The sequence below is a fragment of the Streptomyces sp. NPDC032472 genome (assembly GCF_040636955.1).
Classification (GTDB): Bacteria; Actinomycetota; Actinomycetes; order Streptomycetales; family Streptomycetaceae; genus Streptomyces.
This window is the reverse complement of sequence record NZ_JBEZVK010000003.1, coordinates 98,561-114,808: the sequence shown is the minus strand read 5'-3', so window position 1 is coordinate 114,808 and position 16,248 is coordinate 98,561. Positions and strand designations below refer to the sequence as shown.

Here is a 16,248-nt window from a genome sequence, read left to right as displayed (position 1 = left end):
TCCCGCTGCAGCACCTCGGTGCCGGCCGGATCGGGCCCGGGCGGCTCCTGCGGTGCCCCCGGTGCGCGCGGCTGAGGCACGCCGTGCCCGTGGGGAACGCCGCCAAGCGCTAGCGGGGGAGCGGCGTCGGCCGGGGAGGCGCGCGGGGCGCCCGCTCTCGATTGGGGGTGGCTCGCGCGCTCTGCGTATCCTCGGGACGTGCTTCTCTCTGACAAAGACATCCGGGCCGAGATCGACAGCGGACGGGTACGCATCGACCCGTTCGACGAGTCGATGGTGCAGCCCTCCAGCATCGATGTGCGTCTCGACCGGTACTTCCGGGTGTTCGAGAACCACCGCTACGCCCACATCGACCCCGCCATCGAGCAGCCCGACCTGACCCGCATGGTCGAGCCCGAGGGCGACGAGGCGTTCATCCTGCATCCGGGCGAGTTCGTGCTCGCGTCGACGTACGAGGTCATCTCGCTGCCCGACGACATCGCCTCCAGACTGGAGGGGAAGTCCAGCCTGGGCCGCCTGGGCCTGGTGACGCACTCGACCGCCGGGTTCATCGACCCCGGCTTCTCGGGCCACGTCACGCTCGAGCTGTCGAACCTCGCCACCCTCCCGATCAAGCTGTGGCCCGGCATGAAGATCGGCCAGCTGTGCATGTTCCGGCTCAGCTCGCCCGCCGAGTTCCCGTACGGGAGCGAGCGGTACGGATCGCGGTACCAGGGGCAGCGCGGCCCGACGGCCTCGCGCTCCTTCCAGAACTTCCACCGCACCCAGGTGAGGCACGAGGCATGAGTGTTGTACGCGAGAACCTGAGCTACGAGGGCTTCGGCCGTGCCGTGCGCGAGCTGGCCAAGACCATCGCCGACGACGGCTACGAGCCCGACATCATCCTGAGCATCGCCCGCGGCGGCGTCTTCGTGGCGGGCGGCCTGGCCTACGCGCTGGACTGCAAGAACATCCACCTGGTGAACGTCGAGTTCTACACGGGCGTGGGCACGACCCTGGAGATGCCGGTCATGCTGGCGCCCGTCCCGGACGCGATCGACTTCTCCGACAAGAAGGTCCTGATCGCCGACGACGTCGCCGACACCGGCAAGACGCTGAAGCTCGTCCACGACTTCTGCGTCGGCACCGTCGCCGACGTCCGCTCCGCCGTCATCTACGAGAAGTCCCACTCGCTCGTGAAGTGCGAGTACGTGTGGAAGCGGACCGACGACTGGATCGAGTTCCCGTGGTCCGTCGAGCCGCCCGTCGTCAAGCGGGAGGGCCAGGTCCTCGACGCCTGACCTGGGGCACCCCACCACTTTTCCGCCGCCGCGGGCCCTGCAGCATGCCGCAGGGCCCGCGGCGGCGGCATGTCCGCTTCCGGTGACCCCTCTCCGCGCGCCGCCGACGGTTTGGCTGAGTAAAGAAAATATGATCGGCTCGCAAAGTAACGATCATGGGGCGGGGGCCGTCGTGACGGTGTGGGTTCGGGTGCAACCGGTGCGTGACGGGTGGGCCGCGGCGGGTGCGGCATGCTGACTTATCAGAAGGTCATGGCGACCGACTTCGGTCCGCTGTCCGCCGCTGCCGACAAGTGGCTGAGCATGGCCGAGGAGATCGGCAAGGTCGAACGTCGCTACCACGAATCCGTGGAGAAGATTCGCATCGGTCAGGCCTGGAACGGTGTCAGCGCAAGCGTTGCCTTGACGAGCTTCGCGTCTACGCGCTACGAGTACCAGGCGGCTCAGATCCAGGCCAAGGCGACCGCCACCCTGCTGCGCAACGCCCACCTCCAGTTCGTCGAGCTGAAGAAGCAGCTGGAAAACGCCAGGGACGAGGCGGTCAAGGCCGGAATGAAGGTCTCCGAGCAGGGGGCCGTTGCCTACGACTGGGACCGGCTCACCGGTGAGGAACGGTACGCCGCCCATCACGACCCGGACTTCGCGCGCAGCGTGCGGGAGAGCGAAGCGTCCTGGTCCGAGCACATCAAGTCCTGCGTAAAGGCGTTCGACGATGCGGACCACGACCTGAAGAAGGACCTGGAGGCCGTGGTCAAGGACGGCTACGGCAACAAGAACGACGGAACGCTGGGCACCGGGTTCAACGGCAGCGCCGGCGAGGTGGCCAAAGCCGACGATGCCGCACGTGCGACCCGGGAAACCCTTTCCGTCCTGGAGATGCGCGACGGCGAAACCCTGGACGACTACATCAAGCGGCTGGAACGCGAGGCCGTCACGCGCCTGACATCGAACCCCGAGCTCGCCAAGCTCGTCACCGGAGTGATCGAGGGCACGGTTACAGCAGGCACTCTTGCCGGAGCCACCGGGACGTCCCTCTGGTACGCCTACAAACTGCAGAAGGCGCTCAGGCCGCCTTACCCGCACCCCAACGCACCCGGCACCCTGTTGGCGCGCCACATCAACGAGCGACTGGCCCTGGGGGGCTCCCCGGGAGGCCTGCTGAGCAAGGTTCCGCCGAGGCTGGTGACGGCTTTGACGGGTTCCGACGAGGCGGCCATGTTCGGTGCGCGGATGCGCAACGGGGCGTTCTTCATACCCACCGCCTCGGAGGCGAACCTCGTCACCGTGGCCAGGAACGGCGGCCTGGCCAATGCCGCCAAGGCGGCCGGGGCGATGCGGGGCCTCGGTGTCGTCGGCGGTGTCGCAACGACCGCCTATGGGGTGGCGAACCTCATGACGTACGACACCGACATGATCAAAGAAAAGCCGATGAAGTTTGCCACGGATCTCAGCGGTACGGCGTTCAGCGCTTCCATGACCGCAATGACCGTCGCGCCGAACCCGGTCACCATCGGTCTGACCGTCGGCACCGGTCTGGTCTATGCCGGATGCACGGCGTGGGAGAACCGGGAGGCCATAGGCAAGGGGCTGGACAAGGCGGGCGACTGGATCGGGGACAAGGCCGGAAAACTGGGCAGCGCCCTCAATCCGTTCGACTGACCGTTCAGTTCAACCGGTGCGCCGTCGATCCGCCGACGTTGCGCGTCCCACTCGTCCGCTGGACCGCCCCGCACCCGAGGGAGACAGATGCACGCCACCCGGCCTATCACGCTCCACGCGTGGCAACAGGGGGAGAACTACGAGCGCCGCACGGGCTGGCACGGCAGCTCGCCCGAATTCGGTGACATCACCGTCCTCTTCCCGCGGGCCACCCACAGCTCCCGCACTCTGATGAGCGAGGTGCGCGGCACCGTGATCCCGTCCGCGAGCTACTCCTCGACTGGCCTGCACTCCCAGGTGATGAGCCTGCCCGGCCTGAACGGGGCGAGGCTCGAGGTCGGGGACCGGTCGGTGCGGATAAGGCGGAACCGGTGGGGCCTGACCCGGCGGGGCCGCTCCCTGCGGATGGAGCATGCGCAGGATGCGTACCGGCTGACGGCGATCAGCCGTAGGCAGTACATGCTGACGAGGGAGCGGGACGCCGAGGACCCCGGGGTCACCATCACGGTGAAGCAGACCGGCATCGGCAAAGGCAAGCGGCTCACGGTGAGCGTGACGGGGGACGCCCAGGGCGCGGACATCACGCTCGCTGTCCTCTTCGGGGCGGTGGACCGGGCCCCCCTCACCCGAGGTGGCGCGGTGCGGGCCTCCTTGTCGCGCTCCTTTGCCTTCTACGCGGAATCGCAGTCATGACCGTCCCAACCAGCGAACGAGTGAGCACGCATGCCTTCATATGACATCTCCAGGTCCCGGTTTCGGCTGGCCGACGGCCACACCGTCGTCCTCACCGAGTCCGTCCTCGGCGATCCGGTCCCGCAGGAGTTCTTCGCAGAACAGCAGGAACTGCTGGACTGCGGGCTCATCGACGGGACGGGTGCGGTCTCACCCCTTCTCGCCCCGCTGCTCGAAACGCTCATCCGCCCGGTCGTCGTCGTCACGGTGGAGTCGGACGGTCGCCAGGGCCGGTTGCACCACGGCCTGCTCATCGGTGGGGACCATGCCGTCGCCCACCAGGCCTGGCCCGGAGAGGCGGAGTCGGAGTATTCGCTCGTCGAGCCGCGGACCGCCGTCGGCGCGCTCGCCAACATGGTCAATCTTCAAGCGGCGAACGCGGCCGACGCGCCGGCCATCGAGGTGGTGGAGGCCACGGTGGGCACACTGGACGCCGGCCTGGCCGCCGTGGACTCCGCGCCCCTGACCCCCTCCGGATCGGAGGACCGCGACCACGTACGCCAGGCTCTCGCCGACGCCGGGGGTCTTGAAGAGCCGCAGCTCTCCCACTTCACCGAGATGCTCATGGAAGTGCGGGCGAGCTGGCGGATGACGGCTGCGTGGCGGGGCCGGGACGGAGACGACGCCGGCCTCGTGATGCGCGGCTTCGGCGTGTGGGATTGCGGTCCGCTCGGCTACTGGCACCGGGAGCTGCCTGCCGAGCCGGTGCGCGAGGGCCAGGTGGATGCCTCGAGCGTGCTCCGACTCGTCCGTGTCCGGCCCGGGAGGGTCTGGGAGCTGATCTCGGAGCTGCTGCCACAGCCGGATGAGCTCCGCTTCGTCGGGCCTCGTTGAGCGGCCGCGGGAAACGCGAAGGGGCCCGGTGCGCGGTGTGTGCGCCGGGCCCCTTCGGGCGTTCGGTTACAGCGTGCCCAGCTTGATGATCGACAGGAGGGCGATCAGCTGGATCGCGGACGCGCCCAGCGCCTTCGGCCACGGCAGGTCGTGCGACTTGCTGACCAGCGACGTGAACAGGGCGCCCGCCGCCACCCACGTGGCCCAGCCCAGCACCTGCACGAACATGTTGTCGCCGCCCAGGAACACCGCGACGAGCAGCCGCGGCGCATCCGTGATGGACATGACCAGCATGGACAGGCCCACGGTGGGCTGCCACGAGCCCTCGCCGCCCATCTGGCGGGCCAGCGTGTGCGTGACGGCGCCGAGGAGCAGGCCGCAGATGACGAAGGCCACGCCGGCGCTCAGGACGATCGGGACGGCGTTGGCGAGGGTGGCGTTGATGACGTCCTTGCGGGCGTCGTCGAAGCCGAAGACCGCGAGCAGGCCGTAGAGGAACGTCACGATCAGGGCCGGGCCCCACACGGGGTAGTCCCGCATCTGCAGGAACGTCGGCCCCGGGCGCATCACGATGCCCTTGAGCAGCTCCTTCCACGGCAGCCGCGGTCCGGCCGGCGGCGCCATCGCGCCTGCGCCGCCCGCCTGGTACGTCGCGCCGCCCTGGTAGCCGCCGGCCGCCTGGCCGTACGGGTCCTCGCCGATCGCGAAGACCTGGGTGTGCCCCGGGTTGTCGTTCGCGTACGAACCGCCGCCGCCTCCGTGGCCGTACGGGGGCTGCTGCGCCGGGTGGGGCGCCTGCTGCTGTTGTTGTCCGTACGGGTCGAAGTACTCCGGCTCGCCATGGCCTCCGGAGCCGGCCTGCTGCTGCGGCCACTGCTGCTGGGGAGGGTAGGGCTGCTGGCCGTACGGCGCCTGCTGCGGTTGCTGCTGACCGTACGGCTGCTGCCGCGGGGGTTGTTGCGGCGCGCGGTTGTCGTCTCGTCCGCGTCCGATCCTGAATCCAGCCACGTGATCGAACGTACCTGGTCCGGCGGGCGGCGGTGGTCGGGGTGCCGGAATGGGCACCCTTTGCGGCCGACCTGTGACATCCCCTAGGGGGACCCTGGGGGGTCTGCCCCACCGAGGTGAGGGTGGAGGGAGGGAGTCCGGTTTTTGGGCCCGCCGGCCGGGCTGGGCCGGGCGGCGTGGGCCCGGCTGGGCTGGCTGGGCCGGGCGGGGTGGGTCGGCCCGGCTGGGCTGGCTGGGCCGGCTGGGCCGGCTGGGCCGGCTGGCCGCTGCGCGGAGCGGTTCCCCACCCCGCCCCTTCCCGAAACCGGGGGCTGCGCCCCCGGGCCCCCGGGACGCGGAAACGGCCGGTCCCCCGTGCGGGGGACCGGCCGTTCCGGCTCGTGCGGGTTACTTGGCGGTCTCGCCCTGCGGCTCGGCCGCCGCCGGCTCCGCCGCGGCTGCAGCACCCTCGGCCTCGGTCTCGGCCCGAGCCTCGGGCTTGGCCTCGGCCGCCGCCGGCTTCGCCGCCGCCTCGGCGTCCTCGGCCTGTGCCTCCGCGTCGCCCTCCGGCTCGGCCTCGGCCTTCGCTTCGGTGGTGGCCTTCGGCTCGGCCTCGGCCTTGGCTTCGGTGGTGGCCTCAGTCTTGGGCTCCGGCTCGGCCTTGGCTTCCGCCTTGGGCTGCGGCTCGGTCTTGGCCTCGGCTTCCGCCTCCGCCTCCGCCTCTTCGGTCGCCGCCTCGGTCTGCTCCGCTGCCGCAGCGGCTGCCGCCTCCGCGTCGGCCTTCGCCTTGGCTTCGGCCTCTGCCTTGGCCTTGGCCTTGGCCTCGGCTTCCGCCTTTGCCTTCGCTTCGGCTTCCGCCTTCGCCTTGGCTTCGGCCTCTGCCGCCGCCTTGGCCTCGGCCTCCGCCGCCGCGGCCAGTTCGGCCTCCGTCGGGCCCGGGGTCTTCACCGACTCCAGGAGCAGCTGGGCCACGTCCACGACCTGGACGGACTCCTTGGCCTGGCCCTCGTTCTTCTTGCCGTTGACCGAGTCGGTCAGCATCACCAGGCAGAACGGGCAGGCGGTGGACACGATGTCCGGGTTGAGGGACAGGGCCTCGTCGACGCGCTCGTTGTTGATGCGCTTGCCGATCCGCTCCTCCATCCACATCCGCGCGCCGCCGGCGCCGCAGCAGAAGCCGCGCTCCTTGTGGCGGTGCATCTCCTGCTGGCGCAGGCCGGGGACGGCGCTCATGATCTCGCGCGGCGGCGTGTAGACCTTGTTGTGCCGGCCCAGGTAGCACGGGTCGTGGTACGTGATCAGGCCGTCGACCGGGGTCACCGGCAGCAGCTTGCCCTCGTCGATGAGGTGCTGCAGCAGCTGCGTGTGGTGGATGACCTCGTACTCGCCGCCCAGCTGCGGGTACTCGTTCGCGATGGTGTTGAAGCAGTGCGGGCAGGTCGAGACGATCTTCTTCGCCGACTTCGGCTTCTTCGTCGACTCGTCCTCGTCGTCCTCGCCGAAGGCCATGTTCAGCATGGCCACGTTCTCCTGGCCCAGCTGCTGGAACAGCGGCTCGTTGCCCAGGCGGCGCGGCGAGTCACCCGTGCACTTCTCCTCGCCGCCCATGATCGCGAACTTGACGCCCGCCATGTGCAGCAGCTCCGCGAAGGCCTTGGTGGTCTTCTTGGCGCGGTCCTCCAGGGCGCCGGCGCAGCCGACCCAGTACAGGTAGTCGACCTCGGTCAGGTCCTCGACGTCCTTGCCGACGATCGGGACCTCGAAGTCGACCTCCTTGGTCCACTCGACGCGCTGCTTCTTGGCCAGGCCCCAGGGGTTGCCCTTCTTCTCCAGGTTCTTGAGCATCGTGCCCGCCTCCGACGGGAACGCGCTCTCGATCATCACCTGGTAGCGGCGCATGTCGACGATGTGGTCGATGTGCTCGATGTCGACCGGGCACTGCTCCACGCACGCACCGCAGGTGGTGCAGGACCACAGCACGTCCGGGTCGATGACGCCGTTCTCCTCGACCGTGCCGATCAGCGGGCGCTCCGCCTCGGCGAGGGCCGTGGCCGGGACGCCGGCGAGCTGGGCCTCGGTGGCCTTCTCCTCGCCCTCCATGGTCTTGCCGCCGCCGGCCAGCAGGTACGGGGCCTTGGCGTGCGCGTGGTCGCGCAGCGACATGATCAGGAGCTTCGGCGACAGCGGCTTGCCGGTGTTCCAGGCCGGGCACTGCGACTGGCAGCGGCCGCACTCGGTGCAGGTGGAGAAGTCGAGGATGCCCTTCCAGGAGAACTGCTCGACCTGGGAGACGCCGAAGACGTCGTCCTCGCCCGGGTCCTCGAAGTCGATCTCCTTGCCGCCGCTGGTCATCGGCTGGAGCGCGCCGAGCGCGGAGGCGCCGTCGGCGTTGCGCTTGAACCAGATGTTCGGGAAGCCGAGGAAGCGGTGCCAGGCGACACCCATGTTGGTGTTCAGCGAGACCGTGATCATCCAGATCAGCGAGGTGCCGATCTTGATCATCGCGGTGAAGTAGATGGCGTTCTGCAGGGCGGCCGTCGACAGGCCCTTGAAGGCCAGGACCAGCGGGTACGAGACGAAGTACGCCGGCTCGTACGAGTCCACGTGGTGGATCGCGCCTTCGAGGCCGCGCAGGGCCAGGATCGCCAGGCCGATGGTGAGGATCACGTACTCGACGAAGTACGCCTGCCAGGCCTTGGAGCCCGCGAAGCGCGACTTGCGGCCGGCCCGCGAGGGCAGGGACATCAGGCGGATGGCCATCAGCACGACGATGCCGACGACCGTCATCAGGCCGATGAACTCGATGTACAGCTCGAACGGCAGGAATCCGCCGATGACCGGCAGGGTCCAGTCGGCCTGGAACAGCTGGCCGTACGCCTGCGCCAGCGTCGGCGGCAGCGTCAGGAAGCCGATCGCCACGAACCAGTGCGCGAAGCCGACGATGCCCCAGCGGTTCATCCGGCTGTGGCCCAGGAACTCGCGGACCAGGGTGAGCGTTCGAGCCTTCGGGCTGTCCGTGCGGCTGCCTGCCGGCACGGGCTGTCCGAGCTTCACGAACCGGTAGATCTGCGCCACGGCTCGGGCGAGCAGCGCGACGCCGACCACGGTCAGGACCAGCGACACGATGATCGCGGCGAGTTGCATGGGAGGGCTCCTCGGGCGGGACTTACTAAGCAGTAACTTATTGAGTCAAGGCTTGAGGTTACCCATTCTCCGCGCCGCAATGTAGGTGAGCGTGCGGTGATCTGTGTCGCTCAGGCATGCCTGTGTGTACGGGCCGCCCGAGGGGTCTGCGCCAGGATTGCGAGATCCATCCCCAGCCAATGGCTCTCCACATAGTGCCGGTCCAGCAGGGCCATCTCCTCCCAGGGGAGGTCAGAGCGTGCGCTGACCTGCCACAATCCGGTCATTCCGGGCCGTACGAAGAGCCGGTCGCGCCGGTCCGTACGGTTCTGGGGGCGCGGCCCGACCAGGGACATCTCCCCGCGGAGCACGTTCAGCAGCTGCGGCAGCCCGTCCAGGGCGCACCGGCGCACGGCCCGCCCGACCCGGCCCGCGGGGTCCGCGTGCAGCCGCCAGGTGCGGAAGCGGCGCCCGCCCAGCCCGACCGCCGGCGCGCGGTCCAGGGCCCGGCCGCCCTGGACCGCGTACAGCAGGCCGGCCAGCGCGAGCAGCGGCACCAGGAGCGCGACGAGCAGCACCACGGCCCCCGCGAGGTCGACCACCCGCTTGGCCGAACAATCCGGGCGGCGGAAGGCGGGCCCGCGTGCGGGGCGCCGGACCGGCGGGAAGGAGAGCGACGGCAGCGGCATGCAGGCACCGTGCCCTGCGGCCGCGGCGCTTTCAGGGCCGCCGCGCAGCGCGCCGCCGCAGCATCCCCCGCTCGGCCCCGCCCCCGACCTGCCCTTCCGCCTCCGATACGCCCTCTCGACCACTCAAGATTCACTCGCGTGAGCGTAAGGGCGCGATAAAAGTTGAGTCGACTCCACTCAGCTCTGTTGACGCGATTCGGGGTGTCGGGCATCCTTGAGTCTGTTCCACTCAAGTCACCTGGAGGAATCGAAATGGCACGTGCGGTCGGCATCGACCTGGGCACCACTAACTCCGTCGTCAGCGTTCTCGAAGGCGGCGAGCCCACCGTCATCACCAACGCCGAGGGCGCCAGGACCACGCCGTCCGTCGTCGCCTTCGCCAAGAACGGCGAGGTCCTCGTCGGCGAGGTCGCCAAGCGCCAGGCGGTCACGAACGTGGACCGCACCATCCGCTCGGTGAAGCGCCACATGGGCACCGACTGGAAGATCAACCTGGACGGCAAGGACTTCAACCCGCAGCAGATGAGCGCCTTCATCCTGCAGAAGCTGAAGCGCGACGCCGAGGCCTACCTGGGCGAGAAGGTCACCGACGCGGTCATCACCGTCCCGGCGTACTTCAACGACTCCGAGCGCCAGGCCACCAAGGAGGCCGGTGAGATCGCGGGCCTGAACGTCCTGCGCATCGTCAACGAGCCGACCGCGGCCGCCCTGGCCTACGGCCTGGACAAGGACGACCAGACCATCCTCGTCTTCGACCTCGGTGGCGGCACCTTCGACGTGTCGCTCCTGGAGATCGGCGACGGCGTCGTCGAGGTCAAGGCCACCAACGGTGACAACCACCTCGGTGGTGACGACTGGGACCAGCGCGTCGTCGACTACCTGGTGAAGCAGTTCGCCAACGGCCACGGCGTCGACCTGTCCAAGGACAAGATGGCCCTGCAGCGTCTGCGCGAGGCCGCCGAGAAGGCGAAGATCGAGCTGTCCTCCTCCACGGAGACCACGATCAACCTGCCCTACATCACGGCGTCCGCCGAAGGCCCGCTGCACCTGGACGAGAAGCTCACCCGCGCCCAGTTCCAGCAGCTGACCGCGGACCTCCTGGAGCGCTGCAAGACCCCGTTCCACAACGTCATCAAGGACGCCGGCATCTCCCTGGGCGAGATCGACCACGTCGTCCTGGTCGGCGGCTCCACCCGCATGCCCGCCGTCGCCGAGCTCGTCAAGGAGCTGACCGGCGGCAAGGAGGCCAACAAGGGCGTGAACCCGGACGAGGTCGTCGCCATCGGCGCCACCCTCCAGGCCGGTGTCCTCAAGGGTGAGGTCAAGGACGTCCTGCTCCTCGACGTGACCCCGCTGTCCCTCGGCATCGAGACCAAGGGCGGCATCATGACCAAGCTCATCGAGCGCAACACCACGATCCCGACCAAGCGGTCCGAGATCTTCACCACGGCCGAGGACAACCAGCCGTCCGTGCAGATCCAGGTCTACCAGGGCGAGCGCGAGATCGCGGCGTACAACAAGAAGCTCGGCATGTTCGAGCTGACCGGCCTGCCGCCGGCCCCCCGCGGCGTCCCGCAGATCGAGGTCTCCTTCGACATCGACGCGAACGGCATCATGCACGTGACCGCCAAGGACCTGGGCACGGGCAAGGAGCAGAAGATGACCGTCACCGGCGGCTCTTCGCTCGGCAAGGACGAGGTCAACCGCATGCGCGAGGAGGCCGAGCAGTACGCGGAGGAGGACCAGCGCCGCCGCGAGGCCGCCGAGACCCGCAACCAGGCCGAGCAGCTCGTGTACCAGACGGAGAAGTTCGTCAAGGACAACGAGGACAAGGTCCCGGCCGAGGTCAAGACCGAGGTCGAGTCCGCCGTCGCCGAGCTGAAGGAGAAGCTCAAGGGCGAGGACACGGCCGAGATCCGCACCGCGACCGAGAAGGTCGCCGCGGTCAGCCAGAAGCTCGGCCAGGCGATCTACGCGGACGCCCAGGCCGCCCAGGCCGCCGGCGGTGCCGGTGACGCGGGCCAGGCCAAGGCGGACGACGACGTCGTGGACGCCGAGATCGTCGACGAGGACAAGCCGAAGGGCGCGCACTGATGCCGGAGGAGACCGCGGGTTTCGACGAGAAGCCCGAAGTCCCCGACGGCGCCACCCCTGACGACGCCGCCCAGCCGAAGACCGCCGACTCCTCCTCCGAGGAGGCGGCGGCCCCGGCCGGGGACTCCGGAGCAAAGTCCGCCACGTCCGACCGGTCCGCCGAGGACGCGGCAGTGCTGGCGCAGCTGGACCAGGTCCGTACGGCGCTCGCCGAGCGCACCGGTGACCTCCAGCGGCTCCAGGCGGAGTACCAGAACTACCGCCGCCGGGTGGAGCGGGACCGGGTCGCCGTCAAGGAGATCGCGGTCGCGAACCTCCTGACGGAGCTGCTCCCGACGCTGGACGACATCGGCCGGGCGCGGGACCATGGCGAGCTGGTCGGCGGCTTCAAGTCGGTGGCCGAATCGCTGGAGACCGCCGCCGCCAAGATGGGGCTGCAGCAGTTCGGCAAGGAGGGCGAGCCTTTCGACCCGACGATCCACGAGGCCCTGATGCACTCGTACGCGCCGGACGTCACCGAGACGACCTGCGTGGCGATCCTGCAGCCGGGGTACCGGATCGGCGAGCGGACGATCCGCCCCGCGCGGGTCGCGGTGGCCGAGCCCCAGCCGGGCGCGGCCCCGAAGTCCGAGTCCGCGGAAGGCGACACGCCGTCGGACAAGGACGCGGATGCAGCCGACAAGGGCTGATGACGTCCGCAGGATCGAGCACGTAGGGGCACGGGAGGAGGGACACCGGGGATGAGCACGAAGGACTTCGTCGAGAAGGACTACTACAAGGTCCTCGGTGTCCCCAAGGACGCCACCGAGGCAGAGATCAAGAAGGCGTACCGGAAGCTCGCGCGCGAGTTCCACCCGGACGCCAACAAGGGCGACGTCGCGGCCGAGGAGCGCTTCAAGGAGATCTCCGAGGCGAACGACATCCTCGGCGACGCCAAGAAACGCAAGGAGTACGACGACGCCCGCGCGCTGTTCGGGAACGGCGGCTTCCGCCCCGGTCCCGGCGCGGGCGGCTCGTTCAACTTCGACCTGGGCGACCTCTTCGGGGGCGCCCAGGGCGGCGGCGCGGGCGGCGGCTTCGGCGGCGGTCTGGGCGATGTCTTCGGCGGCCTGTTCAACCGGGCCGGCGGCGGTGCGGGCACCCGCACCCAGCCGCGCCGCGGCCAGGACGTCGAGTCCGAGGTCACCCTCTCCTTCACGGAGGCGGTGGACGGGGCCACGGTCCCGCTGCGGATGTCCTCCCAGGCCCCCTGCAAGGCCTGTTCGGGCACCGGCGACAAGAACGGCACGCCCCGGGTGTGCCCGACCTGCGTCGGCACCGGCCAGGTCTCGCGCGGCAGCGGCGGCGGCTTCTCGCTGACCGACCCCTGCGCGGACTGCAAGGGCCGCGGCCTGATCGCGGAGAACCCCTGCGAGGTCTGCAAGGGCAGCGGGCGCGCCAAGTCCTCCCGCACCATGCAGGTCCGGATCCCGGCGGGCGTCTCCGACGGCCAGCGGATCCGCCTGCGCGGCAAGGGGGCGCCGGGCGAGCGCGGCGGCCCCGCGGGCGACCTGTACGTGGTGGTCCATGTGGGCAGCCACCCGGTGTTCGGCCGCAAGGACGACAACCTGACGGTGACCGTCCCCGTGACGATCGCCGAGGCGGCCCTGGGCGCCGACATCAAGGTCCCGACCCTGGGCGGCCCGGCGGTGACGCTGAAGCTGCCCCCGGGCACCCCCACGGGCCGCACCATGCGGGCCCGAGGCAAGGGCGCGGTCCGCAAGGACGGCACCCGGGGCGACCTGCTGGTGACGGTGGAGGTCGCGGTTCCGACCCCGTCGGTCCTGACGGACAAGGCACGCGAGGCACTGGAGATGTACCGCGACGCGACGGAGTCGGACGACCCGCGTGCCGCGCTGTTCGAGTCCGCGAAGGGAGCATGACATGGACGGCCGCCGACGACAGGCCCGGTTCGGGGGCGGAGGATACGAGCTCACCGACGAGACCCCGGTGTACGTGATCTCGGTGGCCGCCCAGCTCTCGGGTCTGCACCCGCAGACCCTGCGCCAGTACGACCGCCTCGGCCTGGTCTCCCCGGACCGCACGGCCGGCCGCGGCCGGCGCTATTCGGCCCGGGACATCGAACTGCTCCGCACGGTGCAGGCGCTGTCCCAGGACGAGGGCATCAACCTGGCGGGGATCAAGCGGATCATCGAGCTGCAGAACCAGGTCGAGGCGCTCCAGCAGCGCGTCGCCGAGCTCTCGGCGGCGGTGGACGGGGCGGCGGCCGTGCTCCAGCAGCGCGAGGCCCAGGTGCACGCCTCGTACCGGCGGGACCTGGTCAAGTACCAGCCGCCGGTGCAGGGCAACGCGCTGGTCGTCTGGCGGCCCGCCCCGAAGCGCCAGGCCGACTAGTTCCGGCCATACGCGGGCCAAGCGCAGAACGGCCACAGGCCGCGTGAGGGCCCCGCCCGGGAACCCGGGCGGGGCCCTCACGCGTTCCCGCACACCTGTGGGTCAGGTCGGCCTCAGCCGTCCGCCGCGTCGTCGTCCAGGATCCCCGACCGGGCGATGAGGAAGCCGAGTTGGGCGCGGCTGCCGCTGCCGAGCGTGCTGGCGAGCTTGGCGATGTGCGCGCGGCAGGTCCGTACGTTCATGCCCAGCCGGCGGGCTATGGCCTCGTCCACGTGCCCCTCGACGAGGAGTTGGGCGATGGAGCGCTGTACGCCCGAGATACCGCCGCGGGTGGGCTGGTAGGTGACCTCCTCCTGCAGCGGCACGGCACGGTGCCACAGCTGCTCGAACACCTTGATGAGGTAGTCCACGAGCCCGGGGTGGCGCAGCTCCAGGGCGACCTGGCGGTCGTCGCTGGCCGGGATGAAGGCGACGGTGCGGTCGAAGATGATGAGCCGCTCGAACAGCTCCTCCAGGGTGCGGACTTCGACCTTGCCGGCCTTGAGGATGTCGACGTACGCGAGGGTGCCGCGGCTGTGGCGGACGGTGTGCTGGTAGAGGGTCCGGATCCGGACACCGCGGTCGGTCAGCGGCTGGTCGCGCTCCAGGGCTTCCGTAAGCTCCAGGCTGGGGCGGGCGCCGCCGGGCTGGATGGTGAGCATCTCGGTGTGGCACTCGGCGGTGGCGAGGTTGAGGGCCGCGTTGATGGGGTCGAAGCCCTCCAGCACCGTGATGGCGTGGGTGCTGGCCGGAGTCTGTGCACTGATGGCGAGAAACGGCTCGAACGCCTCGGACAGTTCGAGAGAATCGCGGTGCCGCTCGCGGATCTCGCGTTCGATCGGATGCAGCCGCTGTGCGAGCGCGACCGCCGGTGGAACCGGACGGAGTGAATTGACGTCATCAGGATCCGGCTGCAACAGGGCCAGATCGAGCAGGCAAGGCGCCGGTTTCACGTCTCCACGTGCAATGCGACCGGTCCGCAGCGCGCTCGTGTAGAGCCGCGCCCCCTCACTGCACAGGTCGGTGACCGAGTGGGGATGTGTCGCTTTTGTTGTGTTTATGGTCAAATCTCCACCCCCCAGGGTCCTGAACATGCAAGAACATGATGCATCGTCCCTGTGGCAGCGACGTGCCTGAATGAGCCATCGTCTGACAGGCGGGGGAGAGGATTTCATCAAGTGAGGACGAAGCCGACCATGAACAAGAGAATGCTTCGCTCGGCGCTTGCCACCGTCATCTTCTCGGCTGTGGCCGGTCTGGGACTTGCCGGAGCCACTCTGGGGGGCGCCGGAGGGGGCGCCGCGGACACCCAGGCGGCGCCGCTGGAGGACAGCGGATGGCGTGCGGCCCCGCTGGACAGCGGATGGCGCGCGGCGCCGCTGGAGGACAGCGGTTGGCGTGCGGCCCCGCTCGACAGCGGTTGGCGCTCCGCCCCCGTCGATGCCGAATCCGCCACCTCTGCTGCGGAGAGCGCGGCATGACCCCCGACGACCGCGGTTTCCGCCGCGAAATGGCTTCCGCTTACCGCTCCGGCTGGCAGTTCATCGACCTCGCCACGGCCATCCCCCAGGTCGGCGACTCGCTGATGGTCACCTTGTTCGGCCAGCCGATCGTCATCACGCGCGAGGAGGACGAGGACGTGCGGGCGTACCGCTGCCTGCGCCGCCCCCGCGGTGCGCCGCAGCCCGTCCGCTGCGAGGTGCGCTACGGCATGGTCTTCGTCAATCTCGATCAGCGCGACCACCAGCTCTTCGAACCCGATATCACCACCGCCACCCCCCGCAGTGCCTGAAGCGATTCCCCCGTCGTTGCAGATCGCTCCAGGTGCTTCCCCCACACAACGGCGCCATCGTGGACCTGACCACGATGGCGCCGTTGTGATGTCCCCGTCCAGTATTCGAACCGGACAAAGGTGAAGGCAGAACAGCCTTTCAGGCGCGCCCCATCGCCCGGTCCAGGGCGATCTCGATGACCACCCGGTCCGGGTTGGGCGAGGGCATCCGCCCGTACCGCTCCGCATAGCGCGCCACCGCGTCGGCGACCGCCGCCTCGTCGGTACGGATCACGGCGCGGCCCTCCAGGGTCGCCCAGCGCTTCCCCTCCATCTGGCACACCGCGACCCGCGCCCCGCCCTGGGCCGTCCCCTGCGCCGCGAGCACGTTGCGGACCTTCTTGCTGTGCTTGTTGCTGATCACCCGCGCGAGCCCGGCCTCCGGGTCGTACGTCACGCCGACCGGCACGACGTGCGGGGTGCCGTCCGGGCGCGGCGTGGTGAGGGTGCAGACGTGCCGCTCCCGCCAGAAGGCGAGGTACTCGGGCGTCGGGTGGAGTACGTCATGGGACATGCGCAGAGCGTACGACTCTGGCCTTGAGTGGAATAGACTCAACTTTGCGCACGTTGACCGTGTCAGAGTCAT

At 69.7% G+C, this 16,248-nt stretch carries 15 protein-coding genes and 1 pseudogene; 11 read left to right on the top strand and 5 right to left on the bottom strand.

From position 1 onward, the window contains the following. Positions 1–198 precede the first annotated feature (198 nt). The 5 genes from dcd to AB0F11_RS02705 all read left to right on the top strand — a co-directional run bounded on the left by dcd (position 199) and on the right by AB0F11_RS02705 (position 4,505). On the top strand, positions 199–786 hold the full coding sequence (gene dcd, locus AB0F11_RS02725; protein ID WP_179172804.1) for a dCTP deaminase: 588 nt from the start codon (positions 199–201) through the stop codon (positions 784–786). After that, positions 783–1,280, top strand: coding sequence for a phosphoribosyltransferase (locus AB0F11_RS02720; protein WP_362167509.1), 498 nt, complete (start codon positions 783–785; stop codon positions 1,278–1,280). The genes dcd and AB0F11_RS02720 overlap by 4 nt, the downstream gene beginning before the upstream one ends. 252 nt (positions 1,281–1,532) lie before the next feature. Continuing rightward, a complete protein-coding gene (locus AB0F11_RS02715; RefSeq protein WP_362167507.1) occupies positions 1,533–2,939 on the top strand; it encodes a hypothetical protein in 1,407 nt (468 codons plus the stop codon). Between the two features lie 87 nt (positions 2,940–3,026). Then, the gene (locus AB0F11_RS02710; RefSeq protein WP_362167505.1) at positions 3,027–3,632 is read left to right on the top strand and encodes a hypothetical protein; all 606 of its coding nucleotides are present in this window, start codon (positions 3,027–3,029) and stop codon (positions 3,630–3,632) included. A gap of 30 nt (positions 3,633–3,662) precedes the next feature. Continuing rightward, positions 3,663–4,505 (top strand): histidine kinase, encoded by an 843-nt coding sequence (locus AB0F11_RS02705; protein WP_362167503.1) that lies wholly within the window; start codon positions 3,663–3,665, stop codon positions 4,503–4,505. A 66-nt stretch (positions 4,506–4,571) separates the two neighbouring features. Here the strand turns inward: AB0F11_RS02705 and AB0F11_RS02700 are convergent, their stop codons facing one another. The 3 genes and pseudogenes from AB0F11_RS02700 to AB0F11_RS02690 all read right to left on the bottom strand — a co-directional run bounded on the left by AB0F11_RS02700 (position 4,572) and on the right by AB0F11_RS02690 (position 9,304). Beyond that, positions 4,572–5,513 carry a Yip1 family protein gene (locus AB0F11_RS02700; RefSeq protein WP_362167500.1) on the bottom strand — a complete coding sequence of 314 codons (942 nt, stop codon included), beginning with the start codon at positions 5,511–5,513 and terminating at the stop codon, positions 4,572–4,574. Between the two features lie 915 nt (positions 5,514–6,428). Then, positions 6,429–8,636 (bottom strand): annotated as a pseudogene (locus AB0F11_RS02695) ((Fe-S)-binding protein); the annotation flags it as partial. Positions 8,637–8,746: 110 nt separating this feature from the next. Then, complete coding sequence (locus tag AB0F11_RS02690; RefSeq protein ID WP_362167497.1) at positions 8,747–9,304, bottom strand: sugar transferase; 558 nt, start codon at positions 9,302–9,304, stop codon at positions 8,747–8,749. Between the two features lie 252 nt (positions 9,305–9,556). On the opposite strand from AB0F11_RS02690, the gene dnaK reads away from it, so the two are divergent. The 4 genes from dnaK to AB0F11_RS02670 are packed head-to-tail and all read left to right on the top strand — an operon-like array spanning position 9,557 to position 13,792. Further along, positions 9,557–11,398: a molecular chaperone DnaK gene (gene dnaK / locus AB0F11_RS02685; protein WP_362167495.1), complete on the top strand. Its 1,842-nt coding sequence runs from the start codon at positions 9,557–9,559 to the stop codon at positions 11,396–11,398. Continuing rightward, positions 11,398–12,087 carry a nucleotide exchange factor GrpE gene (grpE, locus tag AB0F11_RS02680; RefSeq protein ID WP_362167493.1) on the top strand — a complete coding sequence of 230 codons (690 nt, stop codon included), beginning with the start codon at positions 11,398–11,400 and terminating at the stop codon, positions 12,085–12,087. Before dnaK ends, grpE begins: the two co-directional genes overlap by 1 nt. Positions 12,088–12,138: 51 nt before the next feature. After that, positions 12,139–13,320 (top strand): molecular chaperone DnaJ, encoded by a 1,182-nt coding sequence (gene dnaJ, locus AB0F11_RS02675; RefSeq protein ID WP_362167490.1) that lies wholly within the window; start codon positions 12,139–12,141, stop codon positions 13,318–13,320. Position 13,321: 1 nt separating this feature from the next. Beyond that, positions 13,322–13,792, top strand: a complete 471-nt coding sequence (locus tag AB0F11_RS02670; RefSeq protein ID WP_362167487.1) for a helix-turn-helix domain-containing protein — start codon at positions 13,322–13,324, stop codon at positions 13,790–13,792. 113 nt (positions 13,793–13,905) lie between these two features. Here AB0F11_RS02670 and AB0F11_RS02665 read toward each other — a convergent pair whose 3' ends face one another. Next, positions 13,906–14,925 (bottom strand): helix-turn-helix transcriptional regulator, encoded by a 1,020-nt coding sequence (locus AB0F11_RS02665; RefSeq protein ID WP_362167486.1) that lies wholly within the window; start codon positions 14,923–14,925, stop codon positions 13,906–13,908. Between the two features lie 102 nt (positions 14,926–15,027). Between AB0F11_RS02665 and AB0F11_RS02660 the strand changes: the two genes are divergently transcribed. Together AB0F11_RS02660 and AB0F11_RS02655 are read left to right on the top strand one after the other, a co-directional pair. Beyond that, complete coding sequence (locus tag AB0F11_RS02660; RefSeq protein ID WP_362167484.1) at positions 15,028–15,312, top strand: hypothetical protein; 285 nt, start codon at positions 15,028–15,030, stop codon at positions 15,310–15,312. After that, complete coding sequence (locus AB0F11_RS02655; protein ID WP_114053450.1) at positions 15,309–15,623, top strand: (2Fe-2S)-binding protein; 315 nt, start codon at positions 15,309–15,311, stop codon at positions 15,621–15,623. The genes AB0F11_RS02660 and AB0F11_RS02655 overlap by 4 nt, the downstream gene beginning before the upstream one ends. A 139-nt stretch (positions 15,624–15,762) precedes the next feature. Here AB0F11_RS02655 and AB0F11_RS02650 read toward each other — a convergent pair whose 3' ends face one another. After that, positions 15,763–16,176: a TIGR03618 family F420-dependent PPOX class oxidoreductase gene (locus AB0F11_RS02650; protein WP_362167482.1), complete on the bottom strand. Its 414-nt coding sequence runs from the start codon at positions 16,174–16,176 to the stop codon at positions 15,763–15,765. Between the last annotated feature and the right edge of the window lie 72 nt (positions 16,177–16,248).